This is a genomic window from Streptomyces odontotermitis, assembly GCF_050510915.1.
Classification (GTDB): domain Bacteria; phylum Actinomycetota; class Actinomycetes; order Streptomycetales; family Streptomycetaceae; genus Streptomyces.
Genome location: NZ_JBNJLS010000007.1, coordinates 46,402 through 66,108 on the forward strand (window position 1 = coordinate 46,402; position 19,707 = coordinate 66,108).

The following is a 19,707-nucleotide window of genomic DNA, read 5'->3' on the forward strand; positions in this document are numbered from 1 at the left end:
GTAGTCGTCCGTACGAAAGCCCGCGTACGAAGCGGGGCGTACGAAAGCGGGCATATGAAGGCGGGCATACGAAGGTCCGCGGTACGCCGCTGTCCTGGCGTACCGCGGACCGTCATCCCCGTCAGCGAGTGCCGACCGCCGCGCGCACGGCCCGGCGGGCCAGCTGGCAGTCGTCGTGCAGCCGCCTCAGCAACAGCCGCTGTTCCTCGCCGGACGGCGCAGCACCGAGGTGGGCCTGGCCCGGTGCCGCCGGGGTCTGGTCGCGCAGGGTGCGCTGCACGGCCGTTTCGTACGTACGGATCTCCCGGGTCAGCACCAGCATCAGGTTCACCAGGAATGCGTCCCGTGCCGCCGGTCCCGCCGACTGGGCGAGCTGGCTGATCTCCCGCCGCGCCACCGGGGCGTCCCCGAGGACCGACCAGAGCGTCGCCAGGTCATAGCCCGGCAGATACCAGCCCGCGTGCTCCCAGTCCACGAACACGGGGCCCGCGGGGGAGAGCAGGATGTTGGACAGGAGCGCGTCCCCGTGGCTGAACTGCCACATGCCCTGGTGGCCCACCGAATGCGCGATGCCGTGCAGGAGCTTCTGCAGGTCGCCCATGTCCCGGTCGGTGAGCAGGCCCAGTTCGTGGAAGCGGTTGATCCGCCGGCCGTAGTCGAGCGGCCTGCCGAACATCTCCGCCGGCGGACGCCACTGGCCGAGGCGGCAGATCGCCGCGACCGCCGCCCGCACATCCGCGCGCGGGGGAGCCTCGACCGGGTGCCGCTGCAGTGCCGCCACCCGCCCGGGCATCCGCTCGATCACCAGCGTGCAGTCGTCCGGGTCGGCGGCGATGAGCCGGGGCGCCCGCACCGGGGGCCGGTGCCGCACGAACGACCGGTATGCCGCTATTTCGTGCCGGATCCGCTCGGCCCACACGGAGGAGTGGTCCAGTAAACACTTGGCGACGGCGGTGCTGCGTCCTGTCGTCCCGACCAGGAGCACGGTGCGCCCGCTGCGGCGCAGCACCTGGACGGGGTTGAACTCCGGACAGATGCGGTGCACCGACGCGATGGCGGTGCGCAGCTGCGCCCCCTGGGGGCCTGACAAGTCGAGTCTCCCGCTGAGCGGTTGGGCACCCAGGCCCGGTGCGCGACGGGTCCGGCCCGCGCCGAGCGGACCTGCCGCGGGTCGCGCGGGCTCCAGGTACGGGCCGCTCCCCTGAGGTCGGGTGTGCAGCGGCCGAGGCGGGGCGGACACGGAGGACGATGCTGCGTACATGGGCGATACAGATCCCTTCGTGTGCCTGCGAGTTGCTGCGCCTCCCGCCCCGGCCGCTCTGGGTGCACCCTGGGGAATGCCCTGCGGCAGCCGGGTCGGGGTGGCGCTTTCCTACCTGACACCCGTCGGCCCGTGGCACACCATGTGGCGCACCCTGGCGAACCCTGGCGAATAGTCGCTCAGCAACTGACAGAGGGCTACTGTCAACTCAGCCGAGAACCTGGGGGCTTGACGTGAACGGACAACCCAACACCCGCCTGTCGGACCTGTTCGGCCTGGCCGGATGGTCCAAGGGTGAGCTCGCGAGACTGGTCAACCGGCAGGCGGCCGCCATGGGGCATCCGCAGCTGGCGACCGACACCTCGCGGGTGCGGCGTTGGATCGACATGGGAGAGATCCCGCGCGATCCGGTGCCCCGGGTGCTGGCGGCGCTGTTCACCGAGCGACTCGGCCGTGTCGTGACCATTGAGGATCTTGGTCTGGTCCGGCACGGGCGCCTGGGTAAACAGCGCGGCGGCGGGGGTGTGGAACACCCCGACGGCGTGCCATGGGCGCCCGAACGGACGGCCGCGGTCCTCACCGAATTCACGGGAATGGACCTCATGCTCAACCGACGCGGCTTGGTGGGCGCGGGCGCTGCGCTTGCCGCAGGCTCCGCACTCAGCAGCGCCATGCACGACTGGCTGCACACCGACCCGGCCCTGGTGGCCGACGCCCCCTCGAACGCCGATCCCCTGTACGCCGACCCCGCTGGGTCCGACCGCTACGAGGCGGCCCCCATCGGGTCCCAGGAGATCGAGGAACTGGAACGCTCGGTCGAAGTCTTCCGCGCCTGGGACGCGGCCCGCGGCGGCGGGCTGCAGCGCAAGGCCGTGGTGGGCCAGCTCAACGAGGTGGGCGGCATGCTCGCCTACCGTCACCCCGACCATCTCCAGCGGCGCCTGTGGGGCGTCGCCGCCAACCTCGCCGTCCTCGCGGGCTGGATGTCCCACGACGTCGGCCTGGAGCCCACGGCGCAGAAGTACTTCGTGATCGCCGCGCACGCGGCCCGTGAGGGCGGCGACCGGCCGCGCGCCGGGGAGGCCCTGTCCCGGGCCGCCCGCCAGATGGTCCACCTGGGCAAGCCGGACGACGCCCTGGACCTGATGAAGCTCGCCAAGTCGGGCGCGGGCGAGGAGGCGCTGCCCCGCACCCAGGCGATGCTCTACACCATCGAGGCGTGGGCGCAGGCGTCGATGGGCAAGGGCCAGGCCACCCGGCGCACCCTGGGGCTTGCGGAGGACCTGTTCATCTCCGACAAGGGCGATGTGCCGCCGCCGAGTTGGATGCAGATGTTCGACGAGGCGGATCTGCACGGCATGCAGGCGCTGGTGTACCGCACGCTCGCCGACCACGACGAGAGCGTGGCGGGGCTCGCGCAGCGGCACGCCAAGGAGGCCATCGAGCTGCGCGCCAAGGGACACGACCGGTCGCAGATCTTCGACTACATCTCGCTCGCCTCGGCGTGCTTCATCGCGGACGACCCCGAACAGGCCGACCGCTACGCACGCCTCGCCCTGGTGTCGATGGGGGCCAACTCCTCGCACCGCACCTGGGACCGGCTGCGGGAGATGTACCGGCTCACGGCGCAGTACTCGGGCTACCCGAAGATCCAGGACCTGCGTGAGGAGATCAAGCTGGCGCTGCCGAAGGCGCCCAAGGGGGCGGGGAGGACCGCGAGGGCCTAGCGGCGAGGGCCTCCAGCACCTAGGAGGGGAAGGCCCTCGTCCCACCCTCGTCGGCAGGCAGGCACCGTCAGGACACCGGGCCCTGCTCTACGTACCGGGTCCTGCTCTACGTGGGGTGCTGCTCTCTCTGCGTGGGGTGCTGCTCTACGTACCGATCCTGACGACCATGAGGCAGGCATCGTCCTCGCGCGGGGCCTCGCCGAACTCCTCGACGGCCATGCGCACACAGTCCTGCGCGGACTGCGCCTGGGCGAAGCGGGGGGCGAGGCCGAGCAGCCTGCTCTGCGCGGCGTCCCGGGCACGCCGGGGCACCAGTCCGTCGGTGTGCAGCAACAACAGGTCACCGGGGGCGAGTTGCTCCTCGGCCTGCCCGTACACCGCGCCGGAGGTCGCGCCGAGGAGCACGCCGTCCGGTGGGGTCAGCGCGCGCCCCGTCCCGTCACGGAACAGCAGCGGGGCGGGGTGGCCGGCCTGGGCCCAGGTGAGGGTGCGGTGCGCGGGGTCGTAGCGGCCGCAGACGGCGCTGCCGAGCGCGGGCTGAACAGATGTGTCGAGCAACTGGTTGAGATAGCCGAGGAGTTGACCGGGCCGCGCCCCGGCGACGGCCATGCCGCGCAGGGCGCCGAGGAGCATCGCCATGCCCGAGGTGACGCTCACGCCGTGCCCGGTGAGGTCGCCGACGCTCAACAGGGTCTGTCCGTCGGGAAGTTCGAGTGCGTCGTACCAGTCGCCGCCGATGAGGGCGCTGGTCGAGGAGGGGAGGTAGTGGGCGGCCAGGTCGAGGGCGCCGGGGCCGCCGCGCGGGAACCGCAGGGTGCCGCGCCACGGGGGTAGCACGGCCTCCTGCAGTTCGACCGCGAGCCGGTGCTCGGTCTGCGCGATCTGCCGGTGGCGTTGCAGCGAGTCACGGGTCTCGCGCACCGCCCGCTGGCTGCGGCGCAGTTCGCTGACGTCACGCAGGACCGCCCACATGGAGGCGGTACTGCCGTCGGCGGCGAGCACGGGCTCGCCCATCATGTGCACCTGCCGCACGCCGCCGCCGGGCCGGACGACGCGGAACTCGCCGTCGATCGGTTTGCCGTCGATCAGGCAGTCCGTGACCATCGTGGTCAGCCGGGGCTGGTCGTCGGGGTGCACCAGGGAGGGAAGTTCGTCGAGCGAGAGCGGGGGAGCGGAGGGGTCCCGGCCGAGGATCTGATAGAGCTCACCGGACCAACTGGCCTCGTCGTTGAGCAGGTTCCACTCCGCGCTGCCCACCCGGCTGAGCAGGGAGCCCCGCTCCGGCTGCAGCGGAGCGGGGGGCTGCGGCGGCGTGGCGGGCGCGGACTGCGGCGTGGGTCCGTCCCGCAGCTGCGCCAAGTGGTCGTCCAGGTCGTTGAGTTGATGGACCGCCAGATCGCACAGGGCGCGCTGCCAGCGGGCGTGCGGGTCGCGCTCGTGGCTGGTCCCGCGCCGTACGGCGTCGACCTCGCCGCGGAGCCGGCGCGTCTGCGTGATCAGGGCGTCGACCGCTCCGGGCTCGGGCGGCTGGCCTCCAGGGCGGTCCGCGAAGACATGGGACGGCATGAGGTGCTCCGATGAGGGTGCGGTGCGACCAGGTTGGGGAGAGGGACCGCTAAAGACTCTTGCACAGCCTGGAGTGCCCCGTAAGGGATTTGGCGACACCCGATGTGGTGGTGCTTATGGCATATGCCTTTGTCCTTCGGTCGCCGGGCCCGCGCACGGGCGTCCCAAGTCAGCGTCGTACAGGGGTAGTTGGCTGGAATATCGCCGTACCCCCCGAGGCCGGACCCGTGCGGGCGTTCAGATCTCGCCATCTCGCCAGGAGGGCGGCCAGGCGGGCGGGGTGCCGGACCCCGCACAAGCAGGCGCCCTAGGTCCGCAGGTAGTGGATCACCGCGAGCACACGGCGGTTGTGGTCGTGGGACGACGGGAGGCCCAGCTTGTCGAAGACCGCGGCCACGTGCTTCTCCACCGTGCCCGCCGAGACGACGAGGGCCTCGGCGATCGCCGCGTTCGAGCGGCCCTCGGCCATCAGGGAGAGGACCTGGCGCTCGCGGTCCGTGAGGGGGGCGAGTTCGGCGGCCCGGCGGCCCGCCCCGGCCAGCTGTGTGACCACCTCGGGGTCGAGCGCGGTGCCGCCCGCCGCGACCCGCTGCAGGGCGTCGGTGAACTCCGCGATGTTCGCCACCCGGTCCTTGAGCAGATAGCCGACCCCCGCCGAGCCGCTCGCGAGCAGCCGCGTCGCGTACTTCGTCTCCACGTACTGGGAGAAGAGGAGCACGCCGGTGCCGGGGTGGGCACGGCGGATGTCGATGGCGGCGCGCAGCCCCTCGTCGGTGTGCGTCGGGGGCATCCGGATGTCGACGACGGTGACGTCCGGACGGTGTTCGGCGACCGCCTGCCGCAGCGCGTCCGCGTCGCCCACCGACGCGCACACCTCGTGCCCCCGCTCGGTGAGCATCTGGGTCAGCAATTCCCGCAGTACGGCGGCATCCTCGGCGATCACGACACGCATGGAAAGCATGCTCTCACGTGCCCGTTCTCACGCGTGCGGCGGCAGTTCGACGGTGACCGCCGTGGGGCCGCCCGCCGGGCTGCGGAGGTCCAGGGTGCCGTCCACGGTGCGCACCCGCTGGACCAGCCCGGTGAGTCCGCTGCCCGCGCCGAGGGTGGCGCCGCCGTGCCCGTCGTCGGTGACGCGCAGGCGCAGCACCCCGTCCCGTTGCGTGACGGTGAGGGCGGCCCGGCGCGCGCCGCTGTGCTTGATGACGTTCGTGAGGAGCTCGGCCGCGCAGAAGTAGGCGATGGTCTCGATCGCCGGGGTGGGGCGCTCGGGGATGTCCGCCGCGTACTCGACCGGTACGGAGCTGCGGGAGGCCAGGGTGGCGAGGGCCTCGGGCAGGCCGTCGTCGAGGACCGGGGGCAGCACGCCCCGTACCAGGTCGCGGAGTTCGGTGAGCGCCTCGGTGGCGTTGAGGTGGGCGCTGTCGACGAGCCGGCGTACCCCGGCGAGATCGGGCGGCGGCGCCCCGTCCTTCTCGGCGATGCGCTCCTTGACCATGTCCAGGCTCATCGCCACCGCCACGAGCCGCACCTGCGCCCCGTCGTGCAGATCCCGCTCCACCCGGCGCAGCAGCGCCACCGAGTCGTCCACCGCGAGCGCCCGGGTCTCCTCCAAGTCCCGTACGCGCTCCGCGAGTTGACCCGGCCCCAGGAGGGCGTGCTGCAGCCAGCGGTCGGCGCCCACGACGAGGCGGGTCAGCCACGGCGCGATCAGGAGGATCGCGGCGCCGAGGGCGACCAGCGCGAAGGTGCCGGGGAACGTGGTGATCTGCGGGGTGCCGCCCGCGAACGACGGCGTGAAGTTGGGGGCGCCGCCGACGTCGCCGTGCTCGGGGCTGCCGTGCCCGAACAGCACCCACCGCAGCGGCGCCGTCAGGTTCAGCAGACCCGTGGCCCACCACAGCACCGCGTACATCCCGAGCGCGCCCACGGGCAGCTTCGCCATCACGTACGCGACCGCGCGCCACGCCGAGCCGTCCCGCAGCCGGGTGTCGAGGCGCGCCATGAATCCGCCGGCCGGGACGGGCGCGGGCGGCGCGGGCACCCGCTGCCCGAGCAGCCGGGCGGCGAGTCCGCGGTGCACCGCGCCGAGGCCGCGCGCGAGCAGCGTTCCGGCGACCAGGAGGCCGAGCCCGAGGACGGCCCCGAGCAGCGAGACCGTGAACCCGGCGCCGAGCGCGAGGACGACGGCGAGGACGACGCCGCCCGCGACCGCGAGGGGGAAGCCGATGAGGCAGTAGGCGGCTTCGGCCCAGGCCCGGCGGGACCAGGGTGCCCGGAGCACCGTGCGGGTGACCTGCATGAACTGCGTGGACTGCATGGGCTCAGTTTCCCTCAGGCGTCCCTGCGGGCCAGCAGCCGGCCGCCCGCGCCGAGCACCGCCGCCGCGTACCCGCACATCAGCAGGAAGCCCGGCCACGGCGCGAGCATGTCGGGCACGGTCTTGGCGACGGCCAGCGAGTTCGCCGCGATCATCGTCGGGAAGAACTGCGCGACGGCCGGGCCCGAGACCCCGCCGATGACCGCGGGCAGCACGAAGGTGATGCCGACGAGGACGGCGATGGCGCTCGCGGTGTGCCGGGTGAGGGCGCCGACGCCGATGCCGATGAGTGCGATCAGGGCGAGATACGCGCCCGACATGAGCAGCGCCCGCAGCACCCCGGAGTCGCCGACGGCGGGCCGGGGCACGCCGTCGCGGAGCGCGGCGCGCCCCGCGAAGAAGGTGACGAAGGTGACGGCCTCGCCGACGAGGAGCGTGATCCCGCCGTACACGGCGGCCTTCGCGGCGAGCACCGTGCGCCGGTCGGGGATCGCGGCGAACGTCGACCGGATCGAGCCCGAGGAGTACTCCCCGGTGACGAGGAGGACCCCGAGGACACCGATGAGGAGCTGGCCGAGCGCGACACCGGCGAGAACGTTGTTCGTGGGGTCGAACGAGGCGGCCTTGGCGGCGCTCGGCGCCTTGGTGTTGGCCATGGTGACCACGCCGATGGCGATCATTCCCGCCACCACGAGGAACAGGGCCCAGAACGTGGAGCGCAGGCTGCGGAGTTTGATCCACTCCATGTGCGCGGCCTGGCGGAAGCCGTGGTGCCCGGTGGCGGGCGCGCCGAGGGCGGCCGGGGTGCTCAGGGCGCTCATCGCGCGCTCCTCTCGGGGTTGTTCGCGTGGCTGTTCGCGTGGGTGCTCGCGGGGCTGCTCGCCGGGGCGGTGCTGCCCCGGTAGTCGGCGCTGCCGGAGGTGAGCGCGAAGAACGCCTCCTCCAACGACCTCCCCTGGGCGGTGAGTTCACGCACCGACGTGTCGGCGAGCAGCCGCCCCTGACCGATCACCACCAAGTGATCGGCGGTCAGTGCCATTTCGCTGATGAGATGGCTGGAGAGCAGCACGGTGCGGCCCTCGGCGGCCAGGGACTTCATCAACTCCCGGATCCAGCGCACCCCTTCGGGGTCGAGCCCGTTGACCGGCTCGTCGAAGAGCAGCACGCCGGGGTCGCCGAGGAGCGCGGCGGCGATGCCGAGCCGCTGCGACATGCCGAGCGAGAACCCGCCCGCCCGCCGCCCCGCGGCCGCGGTCAGGCCCACGGTCTCCAGGACGGCGTCGACGCGGGCGCGCGGGATGCCGCCGCCCGCGGCGAGAGCGGTGAGATGGGCGGCGGCGCTGCGCCCGGGATGGTACGTGCGCGCCTCCAGGAGCGCGCCGACTTCCCGCAGGGGCCAGCGCAGCTCCTCGTAACGGCGGCCGTTGATCCGGGCCTGCCCGGCGTCGGGCCGGTCGAGCCCCATGATCATGCGCATCGTGGTGGACTTCCCCGACCCGTTGGGGCCGAGGAATCCCGTCACCGCCCCCGGCCGCACGCCGAAGCTCAGCGCGTCGACGGCGACGGTGGGTCCGTACCGCTTGGTGAGACCCTTGGCCTCGATCATCACAACTCCCTGCGTGTCCCTGCGTGCGTGCCCCCGACCTGCTCCGGTCACTGCACTTTCACGCTAGAACCCGCAGGTCAGCGGCGGAACGAGGCTTTCCTCCGTCCTGCGGTGGGGGATATCCCCCAGGGGATGCCCAAGGGGGCCGGTCCCACGCGGCTACTGGCGGCCGGTGAAGAACACCGAGCGCAGCTCGAGCCGGTCGGAGGCGGGCTGCCCGTGCGGGCGCAGGGTCCAGGAGTCGCCCGTGCAGTCGGGCTCGGTGAACACCATCACCCACTCGTCGGTGTCGTTGTGCGGGGCGAAGGCGGGCTCGGACGAGCCGGGGTCCGCGACCTCGGCGAGCGGGACGCAGCCCGGACTCTGCGGGTCGTGCAGGGCCGCCGACTGCGGCGCGCCGTTCAAACCGACGTACTGGTAGGAGAAGTCGCCGGTGGCCGCGGCCGCGGAGGACGGCACGGCGAGGGTGAGGGCGAGGGCTCCGAGGGCGGCGGACAGGGTCGTACGAAGGCGCATCAAGGCTCCTTGCGACAAAGGGGAATCGGTCCCGCCAAGCCTGTCCCGGCAGCCCGCGGGACAGGCACCGCTCGGCCGCGTTCACCCCAACGGGAGCCGCAGGAACGATCGTTCCTGGGCCGTGTGAGGGACCGGAGGGACCCCGGAGAGACCCCGGAGCGGCCCCGGAGGGGGGCGGTGGGACCTAGGAGCGCTCGCGGGGCAGTGCGGCCAGCCAGGCCGCCGCCTCGTCGGGGCGGGCGAGGCGCAGGGTGGTGAGCGGGGCGAAGCGGGGGTCGCGGGTCCGGTCGGCGAGAGTGCGGCGGCGGCTCGCGTACTGGGACCAGGCCGACCACGCCGGGTGGTCGGTGGTCAGCCACGCCGACCAGGTCTCCCGGTTGCCGCCGAAGACGCGCGCGCGGGTGGCCGTGCGGCGCAGCGAGCGGCGCAGGACGCGGGGCATGATCACGCGGCGCGGGTAGTCGAGCCAGACGACGGTGTCGGCCCGTTCCCACATCAGGTCGCGGACCTCGGGGGCGCCGAGCGAGTCCATCACCCAGCGGTCCTCGGCCGTCAGGCGCGACACCGTCTCGGCCAGCCGGTCGTTCACCGCCCAGCCGGGCCCGGTGAAGTACAGCGCGTCCATCTCGTGGTACGGCAGGCCCAGTCGCTCGCCCACGGCGCGGGCGAGCGTGGACTTGCCTGCGCCCGTGACACCCACCACCAAGATCCGTCGCATGGCCGCTCACCCTACGGCGTCAGCGACCCCCGGTACGGACCGCACCCGCGCTGGCCGCGACCACCATCGCGACCGCCGCGCACTGCGGCAGCGTCAGCCCCTGGCCGAGGACGAGGAAGCCGGCGAGGGCGGCGACGGCGGGCGCGAGGCTCGTCAGGACCGCGAACGTCGCCGCGGGCAGCCGCCGCAGCGCGAGCAGCTCCAGGGTGTAGGGCACCCCCGAACTCACCACGGCGATGGCCAGGCCGAGCCCGAGCACCGCCGGTTCGAGCAGCGTGGAGCCCGCCGCGCCGATGCCGAGCGGCAGCGTGACCAGGGCGGCCACCGACATCGCGATGGCCAGTCCGTCCAGGCGCGGGAAGCGGGCGCCCGCACGGGAGTTGAACACGATGTACGCGGCCCACATCGCCCCGGCGCCCAGGGCGAAGGCCACACCCGCCACGTTCAGGCTGCCGAATCCGTCGCTGCCGAGCAGATACACCCCGGCGAGCGCGAGCCCCGCCCACAGCAGACTGGCGGCGCGGCGCGAGGTGGCCACCGAGAGCAGCAGCGGCCCGAGCACCTCCAGGGTGACGGCCGCACCCAGCGGGATCCGGTCGATCGCCTGGTAGAAGAGGCTGTTCATGCCCCCGAGCGCGAGACCGAAGCCGCAGACCACGGCCCAGTCGGCCCGCGCGTACCCGCGCAGCCGGGGCCGCGCCACGACCAGCAGCAGCACGGCGGCGAACGCGATGCGCAGCGCGACCGTGCCGAGCGCTCCCGCGCGGGGGAACAGCAGCGCGGCGAAGGCCGACCCGAACTGCACGGACAGCGTCCCGGCCAGGACCAGGCCGACGCCGGTGAGGGAGCCGCGGCCGGGGGCGCGCCGCACGACGGTCCCGGCGGCTACGGAAGGAGCCCCTCCCGCGTCCGAAGGCATCGGTTCCGAGGACAGCGGTCCCGAAGGAGTCGCGGGCGCAGGGGTCAGGTGCGAAGGGGGCGCGTGCGCAGGCATCGGTCGCGCAGGCATCGGTGGGGCGGGGGAGTTGTGCGCCGTAGAGGAAAGGTGCGCCCTGGGTGTCATGTCCCCCACGCTAGGAAGCCCCGCGCTCCCTGTGAAATGCCTGTTCCACTGCGGTTATGCTCCGGAGGCATGACCATCGAGCTGCGTCATCTGCGGGCCTTCCTCACCATCGCCGAGGAGGGCGGCATCACCCGCGCCGCCACCCGCCTCCACCTGGGCCAGCCCGCGCTCTCCCGCACCCTGCGCCAGCTCGAGGACCACCTGGGCACCCGGCTCGTCGACCGCTCCACGCACCACCTGGAGCTGACTGCCGAGGGGGAGACGTTCCGCGACAAGGCCGCCGCCGCGCTCGCCGCCGTGGAGACGGCCCTCGACCCCAGGGGCCTCAAGAGCTGGCCGCTGCGGCTCGGCCACACCTGGGCGGCGTTCGGCGACCGCACCGTTCCGCTGCTGCGCCGCTGGGACGAGACCCGCCCCGGCACCCCGCTGGAGCTGCTCCGCGTCGACGACCGCACGGCCGGGCTCACCCGCGGCAAGGTCGACGCGGCGCTCCTGCGCGGCGCGGTCAGCTCGCCCGGGCTGCGCACGGAACCGCTCCTGTACGAGGAGCGGGTGGTCGTCATGGCCGCGGACAGCCCGCTCGCGGCGCTCCCGCAGGTCACCCTGGCGGACCTCGTCGCGCACCCCATTGCGATCAACACCGTGTCCGGCACCACGACCCTCGACCTGTGGCCGCCCACGGCACGCCCCGCCGCGACCCTCGAGGTGACCAACACCGACGAGTGGCTCATCGCCATCGCGGCGGGCCGGGCCGTGGGCGTCTCCACCTCGGCCACCGCGAGCAACCACGCGCACCCGTCGTTGATCTACCGCCCCCTCGTGGGCGCACCCACCGTCCCCGTCGTCCTGGCCTGGCGCGAGGGCGTAGGGCATCCGGCCATCCCGGACCTGGTGGCCCTGGCACACGAGATCTATGGAGCCGGGCAGAAGGGCTAGCTGCTCAGCGGGGGGGGGCAGCTGCCCAGCGAGAGGGTCAGCTGCTCAGCGGGGAGGGCCGCTCGCTCGGCGGGAGGGCCGGTCGCAGTCGCTCAGTGCGGGATGCCGTCGATGAGTTCGCGGGCGCCCTGGCGCAGCAGCGTGACCGCCACCGATGTGCCGAGGGTCGCCGGGTCCAGGGGGCCCGCCCACTCGTGGGCGTTGAGGACCGTCTTGCCGTCCGGCGTGAACACGCGGGCCCGCAGCGAGAGGTCGCCGCCGCGCTCGGCGCGGGCGTACCCGGCGATGGGGGAGTTGCAGTGGCCCTGCAGGACGTGCAGGAACATGCGCTCGGCGGTCGCCTCCCGCCAGGCGTCCGGGTCGCCGAGACCCGTCACCGCGTCGATGGTCTCGGTGTCGTCCTCGCGGCACTGCAGCGCGAGGATCCCGGCGCCGATGGACGGGCACATCGTCTCCACCGACAGCACCTCGCTGGCCACGTCGAGCCGGTCGATGCGCTCCAGGCCCGCGACGGCGAGCAGTAGCGCGTCCGCGTCGCCCGCCGCGAGCTTCTCCATCCGGCGGCCCGCGTTGCCGCGCATCGGCACGCACTCCAAGTGCGGGTGGGAGGCGGCGAGTTGGGCGATGCGGCGGACCGCGGACGTGCCGATGCGGGTGCCCGCGGGAAGCTCGTCCAGGGTCAGTCCGCCCGGGTGGATGAGCGCGTCGCGGATGTCGTCCCGCTTGAGGAACGCGGCGAACGTGGTGCCCGCGGGCAGCGGCCGGTCGGCCGGCACGTCCTTGACGCAGTGCACCGCGAGGTCCGCCTTCCCGGCGAGCAGCGCGGCGTCGACCTCCTTGGTGAAGGCGCCCTTGCCGCCGAGCTTCGCGAGGTCACCCATCCAGCGGTCACCGGACGTCGTCACGGGCACGACCTCGGTGCGGATTCCCGGGTGCAGCGCACCCAGTTCGGCCCGCACCCGCTCCACCTGGGCCAGCGCCATCGGGGAGGAGCGGGAGACGATGCGGATCAGTTCAGGGGCAGACATGCGGTCCACCATAAGTCCTCCGGGGCCCGCTCCCCGCATTCACTTGCACATCGCCGGTGCGTCAACAGGCTTCTGGATCAAGGGGATTGCAGACCGTACGACAAGCCGTACAAGCCCTACGACAAGCCGTACGGCAAGTCCTACGGCAAGCCCTACGACAAGCCGTACGACAGGGGCGCGGCTCGTCGTGCGGCAGGCGCGCGGCACCGCACGCCCCCCCGGCCCCCCCCTCGCTCCGAAATGCGCGCGCCCCCGAGCCCCCTTACCGTGAACCCGCCCGCGCCCCTGGGCGCCCGCTCCGCCCGCTGCTCGCTGCCCGCCGCCTGGGAGGCTCCCGGTGTCCAGCCCCATCACCCTCGCCCCGATGACCGCCGCCCACCTGGCCGACGTCCTCGCACTCGGCCACGAGGTGTACGACACGACGGTGAAGCCGTACACGTCCTGGTCGCTGTCCGCGATCGCCGCGCACATGGAGGGTGCGGGCTCGGCGTGCCGGGTGGCGCTCGACGGGGAGCGCGTGGCCGGGTTCGTGCTCGGCTCGATGGGGTTCGACCAGCGCACGGACTGGGGGAACCTGGAGTGGATCGCCAGCGCCCCCGCGTACCAGGGGCAGGGCATCGCCACCCGGCTGGTCCAGGAGTGCGTCGCGGCGCTCACGGAGGCGGGCGCGGCCGCCGTCGTCACGGACGTGGAGTCGCGCAACACGGCGTCGGCCGGGCTGATGCGGCGCAACGGCTTCCGCGAGACGGTGTCGGTCACGCTCTTCGTGAGGGAGAGCGGAACCGACACGTCCTCGTCTGCCTGACCCCCGACCGCGCGCCCCGGCCGGTCGGCTAGTCGAACATGCCGGGCTGGTAGTCGCCCGCGGGCTGCTGGGTGATGACGTTCACGCGGTTGAAGGTGTTGATGAGGGCGATGAGCGCCACCAGGGCGGCGAGCTGGTCCTCGTCGTAGTGCTTGGCGGCGTTGGCCCACACCTCGTCGCTGACGCCGCCCGCCGCGTCGGCGATGCGGGTGCCCTCCTCGGCCAGCTCCAGGGCGGCGCGCTCGGCCTCGGTGAAGACCTTGGCCTCGCGCCAGGCGGCTACCAGGTTGAGCCGCACGGAGGTCTCACCGGCGGCCACGGCGTCCTTGGTGTGCATGTCGAGGCAGCCGGCGCAGCCGTTGATCTGGCTGGCCCGGATCTTCACCAGCTCCTGCGTCGCGGTCGGCAGCGTCGAGCCCACGATCGCCTTGTTGGCCGCGATGAAGTGCTTGAGAGCCTTGCCGATGACCGCGTTCTCGAAGAGGTTCAGACGGGGTTCCATGGCCCACTCCTTGGTCGTTCCTGTTGGCTACACACCTAGGACGGAACGACCTCGCCGGAATGTGACACGGGGAGGGATGTGACGCGCGTCTCGTCAGCCCGTCAGCCGTCAGCTCGTCAGGGGGCCTTCCGCCAGACGACGGCCTCGGTCCCCGGCCCGCGTTCGGAGAAGCGCCCCGCGGGGGAGGCGCGGCCGAGCAGGCTGCGCAGCTCCGACTCGAAGACGGAGAGCTCGGCGCCGAACAGATGCGGGGCGGAGGACGACAGGGAGAACACCCACGCCACGACGTCGTCGGCGGTGCGCTCCCACTCCTCCCCGCCGGGCACGACATGGCGCTCGGGTCCGGCGAACCCCGCCCGCGCGTAGTACTCCTCCTCCCCGCCGGGCGTCCCCTGCGGCAGCACACCGCGCCCCGCCCGCCGCACGGGCCCCAGGTGACGGACGACCAGCTCCTGGACCGCCTCATACGGAACCACCGGCCACGGCAGCGCACCCCCGGCCGCCGACGGATCCTCCTTCACGTCCGGCTTCACGTCCGAGATGTGCACCAGAGCGCCACCGGGCCGCAGCATGTCCCGTACGGTCGCCGCCACCAGCGCGCGGTCCATCCAGTGGAAGGACTGGGCGAGGGCCACGACGGTGAACTCGCCGAGCCCGGCGGGCAGTTCCTCGGCCCGCGCCCGCACCCACCGGGTCTTCCCTGCGACGCCTCGCGCGGCCGCGGCGCGCACCGCCTCCTCGATCATCCCCGCGTCCGGGTCCACGCCGACGACCTCACCGAAGAGGTCCACGAGCGTCAGCCCGACCGTGCCGGGCCCGCACCCCACATCGAGGAGCCGCCCCCGCCCGTCGAGCCCGAGCACCCCGGCGAGCGCCTCCGCGAGCCCGGCCGCATAGGGCAACCGCCCCCGCCGGTAATAGGCGGCCGTCCCCGCGAACAGACTCTCGTCCCACTCCCACCCGGCCACCACGCCCGTCACCACCTGTCCATGATTCCCTCGACGGCCGACCCGACGATACGGGGCGCATCCCGCCGTTCACCCCCGCTCACCCCCCGGCTCCAACGGCGGCGCCTGCACGCCCAGATGGGACTTGCACTGCGGTGCGTTGCCGGTGTCGCCGTGCCACTGGTCCGGGGTGGGGTGCACGAACACGACCGCTGCCAGGGCCGCCAGGGCGAAGAGGGACGCGCAGCCGAACGCCGCGCGGTGGAAGGAGGTATTGAGGGCGGCCGGGTCCGCGTACGCCGTGCCGGAGAGGCCGACCGCCAGGGGGAGCGCGGCGACGACCAGGAGCTGGGCGATGCGGGCCGCCGTGTTGTTGACGCCGCTGGCCAGGCCCGCGCGGCTCGCGTCGACCGAGGCCAGGACGGTGGCCGTCAGGGGCGCCACGAAGGTGCTCATGCCCAGGCCCAGGACGACGACGGCGGGCAGGACGTCCGTCACGTACGAGGAGTTCGGGCCGACGCGGAGCATGAGCAGGACGCCGGTCGCGGCGATGAGCGGGCCGAGGGTGAGGGGGAGCCGGGGGCCCAGGCGCGCGGCCAGGGCGCCCGCGGGGGCCGAGAGCAGGAGCATCAGGATCGTGATGGGGAGCGTCGCCGTGCCGGCGCGCAGGGCGTCGTAGCCGAGGGTCGTCTGCAACTGGACCGGGAGCATGAACAGGATGCCGCCGATGGCCGCGTACAGGCAGAGCGTCATGAGGTTCGCGGCGGAGAAGAGCGAGGAGCGGAAGAGGGACAGGGGCAGCATGGGATTGGTGCGGCGGCGCTCCGTCAGAGTGAAGGCGATGCCCGAGAGGAGGCCGATCGCCCCTGGGACAGCGGCTGTTGCGGGTGCGTCGCCCGAGGCGCCGATCAGCGCGAAGCTGATGCCCGCGAGGCAGAGCGCCCCGAGGACCGCGCCGGGCACGTCGAAGGGGCGGTCGGCCGCCGACTCGTCGCGGCTCTCCGGGACGTGGCGCGCCGCGAACAGGACCAGGGCCGCCAGCGGGATGTTGATGAGGAAGATCCAGCGCCAGCCGGGCCCGTCGATCAGCCAGCCCCCGAGGAACGGCCCCACCGCGCCCGCCACCCCGCCGAGCCCCGACCACGCGCCCACCGCCTTCGCCTGGTCGCGCGGGCGGAACGAGGAACGGACGAGCGCGAGAGAGCCCGGGGTCAGGAGCGCCCCGCCGACACCCTGCAGGGCGCGGGCCGCGATGAGCATGCCCACGTTCTGGGCGAGCCCGCACGCCGCCGAGGCGAGCGCGAACCACACCACTCCCACGACGAGTACCCGGCGCCGCCCGAAGCGGTCCCCGAGCGCCCCGCCGAGCAGCAGCAGCGCCGAGAGCGTGAGCATGTACGCGTTGACCACCCACTGCAGCGCCGACAGCGAGGCGTCCAGGTCGCGGCCGAGTGTGGGCAGCGCGACGTTGATGACGGTGCCGTCGAGGAGCGCCATGCCCGAGGCGAGGACCGCGCAGGCCAGCACCCAGCGGCCGCGCGCGGAGGCGAGGGCCACCCCGGCGGCGGCCGGTGAACCGCCCTCTGCGGCCGCGGAGTTCATGGATGTACGGGTCTCCTCGCGCTCGCTACATGTGCACCGCGCCGCCGCCCGCGTCGGCCGGGTGGGCCGGGGCGCCCCTGCGGTACAGGACGACCGTGACGACGAGGCCGATCGCGAAGAATATGGCCGACCACCAGTACGCCGTCGAGTAGCTCTGCATCGCCGCCCGGGCCTGGAGGTCCGGCGACGGCTGCTTGCCCACGAGGTAGTCGGTGGCCGCGCTGGTGGCGAGCGTGTTGAGCAGGGCCGTACCGATCGAACCGCCCACCTGCTGGCTGGTGTTGACCATCGCCGAGGCCACGCCCGCGTCGTGCGCGGCGACCCCGGCGGTCGCCATGCTCATCCCCGGTGCGAAGACCAGGCCGAGCCCGGCGCCCGCGACGAGCAGCGGCGGCAGCACGTGCGCCGGGTAACTGCTGGTCAGATCAAGGGCGGTGAACCACACCATCGAGGCGGCCGCGAGCCCCATGCCGAGCGGCACGATCGGCTTCGCCCCGAGGCGCGGCACCAGGTTGTTGGTCGTGATCACCGAGACCACCACCATCACGGCGACCATCGGCAGGAAGGCGAGGCCCGTCTTGACGGGGGTGTACCCGAGGATCTGCTGCAAGTAGTAGGTGAGGAAGAGGAAGACGCCGAACATGCCCGCACCGGAGATGAACATCGCCAGGAACGAGGCGCCCCGGTCCCGGTCCATCACCACCCGCAGCGGCAGCAGCGGATGCACGGCCCGCGTCTGCCACCACGCGAACGCGACGAGCAGCACCGCGCCCACCACCAGGAAGCCCCAGGTCTGTACGTCGCTCCAGGCGTGCGTCTCGGCGTTGCTGAAGCCGTAGACGATGCAGAACAGGCCCGCCGAGACGAGGAGCGTGCCCGGCACGTCGAGCTTCGGGCGGTCCGCGGGGGCGCCCGCGTGCAGCAGCCGGGCCCCGCCGATCATCGCGACGACGGCGAACGCCAGGTTCACGTACAGGCACCAGCGCCAGTTCAGATACTCGGTGAGGACGCCGCCGAGCAGCAGGCCGACGGCGCCGCCCGCGCCCGCGATGGCGCCGTAGATGCCGAATGCCTTCGCGCGCTCGCGCGGATCGGTGAACGTCGTGGTCAGCAGGGACAGCGCGGCGGGCGCGAGCAGCGCGCCGAACACGCCCTGCAGGGCGCGCGCCGCCACCAGCATGGAGAAGCTCGTCGCGGCGCCGCCGATCGCGGAGGCCACGGCGAACCCGGCCAGGCCCGCGAGGAAGACGACCTTGCGTCCGACGAGGTCGGCGATGCGCCCGCCGAGCAGCAGCAGGCTGCCGAAGGCGAGGGCGTACGCGGTGACGATCCACTGCCGGTTGCCGTCGCTGAACCCGAGGTCCCGCTGGGCCGAGGGCAGCGCGATGTTCACGATGGTCGCGTCCAGGACGACCATGAGCTGGGCGACGCCGACGACGGCGAGGATCAGCCAGCGGTGCTCGTGCTTCCCGCCGGTGGACTGCGGGGCGACGGTGCCGGTGGGCGTGCCGGTCACGGGCGGGGCGTACGCGGTGACGCTTTCCTGGCCCGGTTCGGGCGCGGGCGCTCGGTCCATCGGTGGCCTCCAGCCCCCCGGGTCGCACGAGTCGCCCCCCGTCACACGTTAGGCGTAGTCCCCGGGGGTCGCGACCTGGCACTCTTGCGGGGTGCCTCCGAACGACCCCGCCGCCCCCGCCATCAGTCTCACCAAGGTGGAGCGCCAGGCTCCGGGCCTGGTGAACCTCTACAAGAGCGCCGCCGTCAGCCTGCGCAAGCACGCGCTCGAAGGGACCCGCGCGGCCGTCTACCTGGTCCTCGACCGGTCCGGCTCGATGCGCGAGTTCTACCGCGACGGCACGGTGCAGCACCTCGCCGAGCAGATCCTTGGCCTGGCCGCGCACCTCGACGACGACGCCACCGTGCCGCTGACCTTCTTCAGCACGGACGTCGACGGCGCCGCCGACCTGGACCTCGCCAACTACCGCGACCGCATCGCGAAGCTGCACTCCTCCCTCGGGCACATGGGGCGGACCAACTACCACTGGGCGATGGACGCCGTCCTGGACCACTACCTCGACTCCGGGAGCCGGGCCCCTGCCCTGGTCGTCTTCCAGACCGACGGCGGCCCCACCAGCAGGGCCGCGGCCGAGCGCTATCTGTGCAAGGCCGCGCGGCTGCCCCTGTTCTGGCAGTTCATCGGCTTCGGCGACCCCGGCGACAACGAGTTCCGCTTCCTCCACAAGCTCGACGACCTCGCCGTCCCCGCGCAGCGCGTCGTCGACAACGCGGGCTTCTTCCCCGCGGGCCGCGACCCGCGCGCCCTGTCCGACGACACGCTGTACGACAGCCTCCTGAGCGAGTTCCCCGGCTGGCTCGCGGCGGCGCGCGCCCAGGGGATCGCCCCCTGACCCCTTCCTGACTCCGCTGCCGTGGGCGCCCGGCGCGGCGCGGTCGCGTCACATCCGGGGCGGCTGCCGCGTCTACGTGGTACTGAGGCTGCCGCAGTCGGGTGTCGGCGCCGTGACGGATGGGGGCGTGACCCGTGAGCGAGCGGACGGTGCGGGACGGGCAGGCATGGCCGATACGGGAGTTCGAGCTGGACGGACCCCGGCTGCGGGCGCTGGCCCAGCGTTTCCTGGGCTCGGCGGAGGCGGCCGACGCGGCCCTGAGGACAGCGCGGGAGAGGCTCGACCGGGAGACCGGACTCGACCTGTGGCTGACCACGGAGGTGGGGCGGGCGTGTGTGCGGCGGCTGCGGGCGCGGTCGGCGGAGCCAGGCGGGCCGGGTACTGGACCGGGGGCTGGGCCGGGCAGTGGGCCGGGCTGCGCGTCGCGTTCCGACACGGCCGCTGCGGCGGGGCCCGAGCCGGGGGCCGGGGGAGACTCCTTCGTTCTCGCCCTCTTCGTCGTCCTGGAGACCCTGCCGGCCCCGGAGCGCCTCGCGTTCCTGCTGCACCACCTTTTCGCGGTGGCGCTCGACGACGTGGCGGTGACGCTGGGGCGGACCCCTGCCGCCACGTACGCGCTCGTGGCGGACGCGCGGCGCAGGCTGCGGGGCGGTGCGCCGGGCCCCCGGTGACCCGCCCGTCGCCCCGCCCGTCGCCCCGCCC

General features: G+C 73.3%; 19 protein-coding genes. 5 read left to right on the plus strand and 14 right to left on the minus strand.

Annotation, left to right across the window (positions count from 1 at the left end):
- Positions 1 to 121 precede the first annotated feature (121 nt).
- A complete protein-coding gene (locus ACQB60_RS21120; protein ID WP_496927605.1) occupies positions 122 to 1,261 on the minus strand; it encodes an aminoglycoside phosphotransferase family protein in 1,140 nt (379 codons plus the stop codon).
- Between the two features lie 233 nt (positions 1,262 to 1,494).
- Here ACQB60_RS21120 and ACQB60_RS21125 point away from each other — a divergent pair, with 233 nt between their 5' ends.
- Entirely contained in the window at positions 1,495 to 2,988 is a 1,494-nt protein-coding gene (locus ACQB60_RS21125; RefSeq protein WP_384837721.1) for a DNA-binding protein NsdB, read from the plus strand.
- 144 nt (positions 2,989 to 3,132) lie between these two features.
- Here ACQB60_RS21125 and ACQB60_RS21130 read toward each other — a convergent pair whose 3' ends face one another.
- The 8 genes from ACQB60_RS21130 to ACQB60_RS21165 form a co-directional block, all read right to left on the minus strand.
- A complete protein-coding gene (locus ACQB60_RS21130; protein WP_496927606.1) occupies positions 3,133 to 4,554 on the minus strand; it encodes a PP2C family protein-serine/threonine phosphatase in 1,422 nt (473 codons plus the stop codon).
- 307 nt (positions 4,555 to 4,861) lie between these two features.
- Complete coding sequence (locus ACQB60_RS21135; protein WP_496927607.1) at positions 4,862 to 5,506, minus strand: response regulator; 645 nt, start codon at positions 5,504 to 5,506, stop codon at positions 4,862 to 4,864.
- Between the two features lie 27 nt (positions 5,507 to 5,533).
- Positions 5,534 to 6,874, minus strand: coding sequence for a sensor histidine kinase (locus tag ACQB60_RS21140; RefSeq protein WP_496927608.1), 1,341 nt, complete (start codon positions 6,872 to 6,874; stop codon positions 5,534 to 5,536).
- A 14-nt stretch (positions 6,875 to 6,888) separates the two neighbouring features.
- Positions 6,889 to 7,695 (minus strand): ABC transporter permease, encoded by an 807-nt coding sequence (locus tag ACQB60_RS21145; protein WP_496927609.1) that lies wholly within the window; start codon positions 7,693 to 7,695, stop codon positions 6,889 to 6,891.
- Positions 7,692 to 8,480: an ABC transporter ATP-binding protein gene (locus tag ACQB60_RS21150; protein WP_496927610.1), complete on the minus strand. Its 789-nt coding sequence runs from the start codon at positions 8,478 to 8,480 to the stop codon at positions 7,692 to 7,694. Before ACQB60_RS21150 ends, ACQB60_RS21145 begins: the two co-directional genes overlap by 4 nt.
- 159 nt (positions 8,481 to 8,639) lie before the next feature.
- The gene (locus ACQB60_RS21155) at positions 8,640 to 8,996 is read right to left on the minus strand and encodes a hypothetical protein (RefSeq protein WP_496927611.1); all 357 of its coding nucleotides are present in this window, start codon (positions 8,994 to 8,996) and stop codon (positions 8,640 to 8,642) included.
- A gap of 184 nt (positions 8,997 to 9,180) precedes the next feature.
- Positions 9,181 to 9,714: a P-loop NTPase family protein gene (locus ACQB60_RS21160; protein ID WP_496927612.1), complete on the minus strand. Its 534-nt coding sequence runs from the start codon at positions 9,712 to 9,714 to the stop codon at positions 9,181 to 9,183.
- A gap of 19 nt (positions 9,715 to 9,733) precedes the next feature.
- Positions 9,734 to 10,633 (minus strand): EamA family transporter, encoded by a 900-nt coding sequence (locus ACQB60_RS21165; protein ID WP_496927613.1) that lies wholly within the window; start codon positions 10,631 to 10,633, stop codon positions 9,734 to 9,736.
- A gap of 213 nt (positions 10,634 to 10,846) precedes the next feature.
- Here ACQB60_RS21165 and ACQB60_RS21170 point away from each other — a divergent pair, with 213 nt between their 5' ends.
- On the plus strand, positions 10,847 to 11,713 hold the full coding sequence (locus tag ACQB60_RS21170; protein WP_496927614.1) for a LysR family transcriptional regulator: 867 nt from the start codon (positions 10,847 to 10,849) through the stop codon (positions 11,711 to 11,713).
- Positions 11,714 to 11,805: 92 nt separating this feature from the next.
- On the opposite strand, the gene hemC is transcribed toward ACQB60_RS21170, so the two are convergent.
- Positions 11,806 to 12,741, minus strand: a complete 936-nt coding sequence (gene hemC, locus ACQB60_RS21175; RefSeq protein ID WP_496927615.1) for a hydroxymethylbilane synthase — start codon at positions 12,739 to 12,741, stop codon at positions 11,806 to 11,808.
- A gap of 337 nt (positions 12,742 to 13,078) precedes the next feature.
- On the opposite strand from hemC, the gene ACQB60_RS21180 reads away from it, so the two are divergent.
- On the plus strand, positions 13,079 to 13,546 hold the full coding sequence (locus ACQB60_RS21180; RefSeq protein WP_496927616.1) for a GNAT family N-acetyltransferase: 468 nt from the start codon (positions 13,079 to 13,081) through the stop codon (positions 13,544 to 13,546).
- Positions 13,547 to 13,574: 28 nt separating this feature from the next.
- Here the strand turns inward: ACQB60_RS21180 and ACQB60_RS21185 are convergent, their stop codons facing one another.
- The 4 genes from ACQB60_RS21185 to ACQB60_RS21200 form a co-directional block, all read right to left on the minus strand.
- Positions 13,575 to 14,048, minus strand: coding sequence for a carboxymuconolactone decarboxylase family protein (locus tag ACQB60_RS21185; RefSeq protein ID WP_496927617.1), 474 nt, complete (start codon positions 14,046 to 14,048; stop codon positions 13,575 to 13,577).
- 116 nt (positions 14,049 to 14,164) lie between these two features.
- A complete protein-coding gene (locus tag ACQB60_RS21190) occupies positions 14,165 to 15,031 on the minus strand; it encodes a class I SAM-dependent methyltransferase (RefSeq protein WP_496927618.1) in 867 nt (288 codons plus the stop codon).
- Positions 15,032 to 15,085: 54 nt separating this feature from the next.
- Positions 15,086 to 16,597 carry an MFS transporter gene (locus tag ACQB60_RS21195; RefSeq protein WP_496927619.1) on the minus strand — a complete coding sequence of 504 codons (1,512 nt, stop codon included), beginning with the start codon at positions 16,595 to 16,597 and terminating at the stop codon, positions 15,086 to 15,088.
- Between the two features lie 25 nt (positions 16,598 to 16,622).
- Positions 16,623 to 18,173 (minus strand): MFS transporter, encoded by a 1,551-nt coding sequence (locus tag ACQB60_RS21200; RefSeq protein WP_496927620.1) that lies wholly within the window; start codon positions 18,171 to 18,173, stop codon positions 16,623 to 16,625.
- Positions 18,174 to 18,264: 91 nt separating this feature from the next.
- Between ACQB60_RS21200 and ACQB60_RS21205 the strand changes: the two genes are divergently transcribed.
- Positions 18,265 to 19,005, plus strand: coding sequence for a vWA domain-containing protein (locus tag ACQB60_RS21205; protein WP_496927621.1), 741 nt, complete (start codon positions 18,265 to 18,267; stop codon positions 19,003 to 19,005).
- A 134-nt stretch (positions 19,006 to 19,139) separates the two neighbouring features.
- On the plus strand, positions 19,140 to 19,676 hold the full coding sequence (locus tag ACQB60_RS21210; protein ID WP_496927622.1) for a sigma-70 family RNA polymerase sigma factor family protein: 537 nt from the start codon (positions 19,140 to 19,142) through the stop codon (positions 19,674 to 19,676).
- Positions 19,677 to 19,707 lie beyond the last annotated feature (31 nt).

Bases quoted from the DNA above. Each gene is read 5' to 3' on its own strand.
- ACQB60_RS21170 (WP_496927614.1), top strand. From the start codon at position 10,847: ATGACCATCGAGCTGCGTCATCTGCGGGCCTTCCTCACCATCGCCGAG.
- ACQB60_RS21130 (WP_496927606.1), bottom strand. From the start codon at position 4,554: ATGCCGTCCCATGTCTTCGCGGACCGCCCTGGAGGCCAGCCGCCCGAG.
- ACQB60_RS21165 (WP_496927613.1), bottom strand. From the start codon at position 10,633: ATGCCTTCGGACGCGGGAGGGGCTCCTTCCGTAGCCGCCGGGACCGTC.
- ACQB60_RS21150 (WP_496927610.1), bottom strand. From the start codon at position 8,480: ATGATCGAGGCCAAGGGTCTCACCAAGCGGTACGGACCCACCGTCGCC.
- ACQB60_RS21160 (WP_496927612.1), bottom strand. From the start codon at position 9,714: ATGCGACGGATCTTGGTGGTGGGTGTCACGGGCGCAGGCAAGTCCACG.
- ACQB60_RS21135 (WP_496927607.1), bottom strand. From the start codon at position 5,506: ATGCGTGTCGTGATCGCCGAGGATGCCGCCGTACTGCGGGAATTGCTG.
- ACQB60_RS21155 (WP_496927611.1), bottom strand. From the start codon at position 8,996: ATGCGCCTTCGTACGACCCTGTCCGCCGCCCTCGGAGCCCTCGCCCTC.
- ACQB60_RS21195 (WP_496927619.1), bottom strand. From the start codon at position 16,597: ATGAACTCCGCGGCCGCAGAGGGCGGTTCACCGGCCGCCGCCGGGGTG.
- ACQB60_RS21140 (WP_496927608.1), bottom strand. From the start codon at position 6,874: ATGCAGTCCACGCAGTTCATGCAGGTCACCCGCACGGTGCTCCGGGCA.
- hemC (WP_496927615.1), bottom strand. From the start codon at position 12,741: ATGTCTGCCCCTGAACTGATCCGCATCGTCTCCCGCTCCTCCCCGATG.
- ACQB60_RS21145 (WP_496927609.1), bottom strand. From the start codon at position 7,695: ATGAGCGCCCTGAGCACCCCGGCCGCCCTCGGCGCGCCCGCCACCGGG.
- ACQB60_RS21120 (WP_496927605.1), bottom strand. From the start codon at position 1,261: ATGTACGCAGCATCGTCCTCCGTGTCCGCCCCGCCTCGGCCGCTGCAC.
- ACQB60_RS21185 (WP_496927617.1), bottom strand. From the start codon at position 14,048: ATGGAACCCCGTCTGAACCTCTTCGAGAACGCGGTCATCGGCAAGGCT.
- ACQB60_RS21200 (WP_496927620.1), bottom strand. From the start codon at position 18,173: ATGGACCGAGCGCCCGCGCCCGAACCGGGCCAGGAAAGCGTCACCGCG.